At 67.0% G+C, this 2,423-nt stretch carries 4 protein-coding genes; 3 read left to right on the top strand and 1 reads right to left on the bottom strand.

The annotated features are described in order from the left end of the window. From sorB to QWZ14_RS08740, 3 genes are all read left to right on the top strand, one after another. Window positions 1–262, top strand: a 262-nt coding sequence (gene sorB / locus QWZ14_RS08750) for a SorB family sulfite dehydrogenase c-type cytochrome subunit (RefSeq protein WP_290316250.1), incomplete at its 5' end; no start/stop codon positions are given. Between the two features lie 150 nt (window positions 263–412). Then, window positions 413–1,351: a YeiH family protein gene (locus QWZ14_RS08745; RefSeq protein WP_290316249.1), complete on the top strand. Its 939-nt coding sequence runs from the start codon at window positions 413–415 to the stop codon at window positions 1,349–1,351. Next, a complete protein-coding gene (locus QWZ14_RS08740) occupies window positions 1,294–1,521 on the top strand; it encodes a putative sulfate exporter family transporter (RefSeq protein WP_290316248.1) in 228 nt (75 codons plus the stop codon). Before QWZ14_RS08745 ends, QWZ14_RS08740 begins: the two co-directional genes overlap by 58 nt. Window positions 1,522–1,524: 3 nt before the next feature. Here QWZ14_RS08740 and QWZ14_RS08735 read toward each other — a convergent pair. Then, the coding region (locus tag QWZ14_RS08735; protein ID WP_290316247.1) for a LysR family transcriptional regulator at window positions 1,525–2,423 on the bottom strand (899 nt) is incomplete at its 5' end.

The following is a 2,423-nucleotide window of genomic DNA, read 5'->3' as shown; positions in this document are numbered from 1 at the left end:
GGCGACCGCAAAGCCGATCCAGTACGAGTTGCCAGAAGAGACGGCGGAACTTGCGCCCGGGCCTGGCCTCGACGTTGCGCAAGCCAATTGCGTTGCCTGCCACTCAGCTGACTACATCTCGACCCAGCCCCGCAATCTGCGGGACCCGGACGCGTTTTGGGCGGCCGAAGTGAATAAGATGCGCCACGTCTACGGTGCGCCGGTCGAGGAAGCGGATATGAAGGCGATCGTGAGCTATCTGGTCGCCGCCTATGGACGGTAGCGGCCGTCAGAGGCGGCACTGACACGTCTTGTGTCGGACAGACAGGTCGAGGGTGCGATCGATCAGCGAAGCGGATTGGATTGACCGGAATCCAGCGTTGGAACGATCATTCTTTAAAGCCCAGATTGCTCCTACCTCAGGGAGCCTGCCATGCCCGCCTTGCCCTTAAACCTGCCTGTCACGCCGACCGTTGCGGTAATAAGGATCGGCCTCGTTCGCTTGCTGCCTGGCCTCCTGCTTTGTGTGGGGGTAACCCTCGTCGCCATCAGCTTGGAGCATGCCGAAACAGCGCTGTTCGGCCGGGCCTGGCTGGAGGCGCTGGTGCTGGCCATCCTGCTCGGCGCCGCGCTGCGCACCGCCTGGACGCCGGCCGCCCGCTGGCATCCCGGTATTGAGTTTGGCGCCAAGACGCTGCTCGAAATTGCTGTGGTGTTGCTGGGTGCTTCGGTCAGCGCCGCCACTATCCTGATGGTGGGGCCGGCTTTGCTGCTCGGCATCGTCGCGCTCGTGGTCGCTGCAGTTTGCGGCGGCTATGGCATCGGCCGGCTGCTCGGATTGCCGCGACGCATGGCCATCCTGGTCGCTTGCGGAAACGCCATCTGTGGCAACTCCGCGATTGCCGCCGTCGCGCCCGTGATTGGCGCCGATGGCGACGACGTCGCCTCCTCCATCGCTTTCACGGCAGTCCTGGGCGTGCTCGTCGTGCTTGGGCTGCCTGTGCTGGCGACGGCACTTGGCTTGTCCGGCATTCAGTTTGGCGTACTGGCGGGGCTGACCGTCTATGCCGTGCCGCAGGTGCTGGCGGCAACCGCGCCCGCCGGTGCTCTGGCCGTTCAGGTCGGCACCCTGGTCAAGCTGGTGCGGGTGCTGATGCTCGGTCCGGTGGTCCTTGTGTTGTCGCTGCTGACAGCCCGGCTGCGCGAGGAAACCGAACAGGTGGCGCCGCAAGTCAGCGCGGGGGATCGCCCGGCACTNGGCCGGGCCGGCCGCCGCTGCATCGGCTGGTGCCCTGGTTCATCCTGGGCTTCCTGGTGCTGGCCACGCTGCGTTCGCTGGGCCTGGTGCCGCAGGTGGCGCTCGCACCGATAGCCACCCTGGCGACCGCACTGACCGTGGTTTCGATGGCCGCGTTGGGTCTCGGCGTGGATGTGCGGGTGGTAGCCCGGGCTGGTGGGCGTGTGACTGCCGCGGTAAGCTTCTCGCTGCTGGCACTTGGCGCCGTTGGCTTGGGGATGATCTGGCTGCTCAGGATTGCCTGATCGTCAGCCGACCGGGTCGGGTCGGGGGGTGGTAGCGGCAATGAGCGAAAGCAGCGCCTCGGCGGCCCCACTAGGGTGCCGTTCGTGGTGACGCAATACGTGAAACTCGCGTTCGGGCAGAGCAAGCGCGACCCTGTGCAGCAGCCCGGCCTCCAGGCCCGACACGGCGACGGAGGCAGAGATCACGGTGGCACCCATGCCGCTTTCGACCGCGGCTCGCACCGCTTCGTTCGAGGGCAGCTCCAATGTGATCCGCAAGCGGCTGAGCGGTATCCCTGCCGCGGCCAGGGCTGCCTCGAAGACCGAGCGTGTACCGGAGCCAGGCTCGCGCAGGACCCATTCGCCCTGTTCGGCGGCGTCCCTCAGGGTCAGTTCGGCGCTGGCCGCCCAAGGGTGGCCCGCCGCCACCACGAGTACGAGCTGATCGGTGGCGACAGTCGCACTGCTGAGCAAGCCGTCCTCCACGGCGCCCTCGACGAAACCGATCTCCGCCAAGCCCTCATGCACCGCAGCGGCGACCTGCGCGGTGTTGCCGATGGTCAACCGGATCTCGATACCGGGATGCGCCAGGCGGAACGCCACAAGGTGACGCGGCAGCCAGTAGCTGGCGATGGTCTGGCTGGCCCACACCGAAAGGGAGCCCTGTACCAGGCCACTCAGCTCGGCAAGCATTCGCTCCGCAGCCCCAGCGCGGACCAGCACCGCCCGCGCCTCCATCAGGAAGCGGCGCCCGGCTTCAGTCAGCTCGATACCGCGGCCGACCCGGTTGAAAAGGCGAATGCCATAGCCTGTTTCCAGCGCCACGACCGCAGCACTTGCTGCCGATTGCGCCATGCTCAAGGCCTCCGCCGCACGGGTCACGTGCTGGCGCTCCGCCACAGCTACGAAGACGCGCAGCTGGT

Origin of the sequence: Paeniroseomonas aquatica, assembly GCF_030409335.1 — a bacterium.
Taxonomy (GTDB): Bacteria; Pseudomonadota; Alphaproteobacteria; order Acetobacterales; family Acetobacteraceae; genus Belnapia; species Belnapia aquatica.
This window is presented reverse-complemented; position numbering and strand designations above follow the sequence as displayed.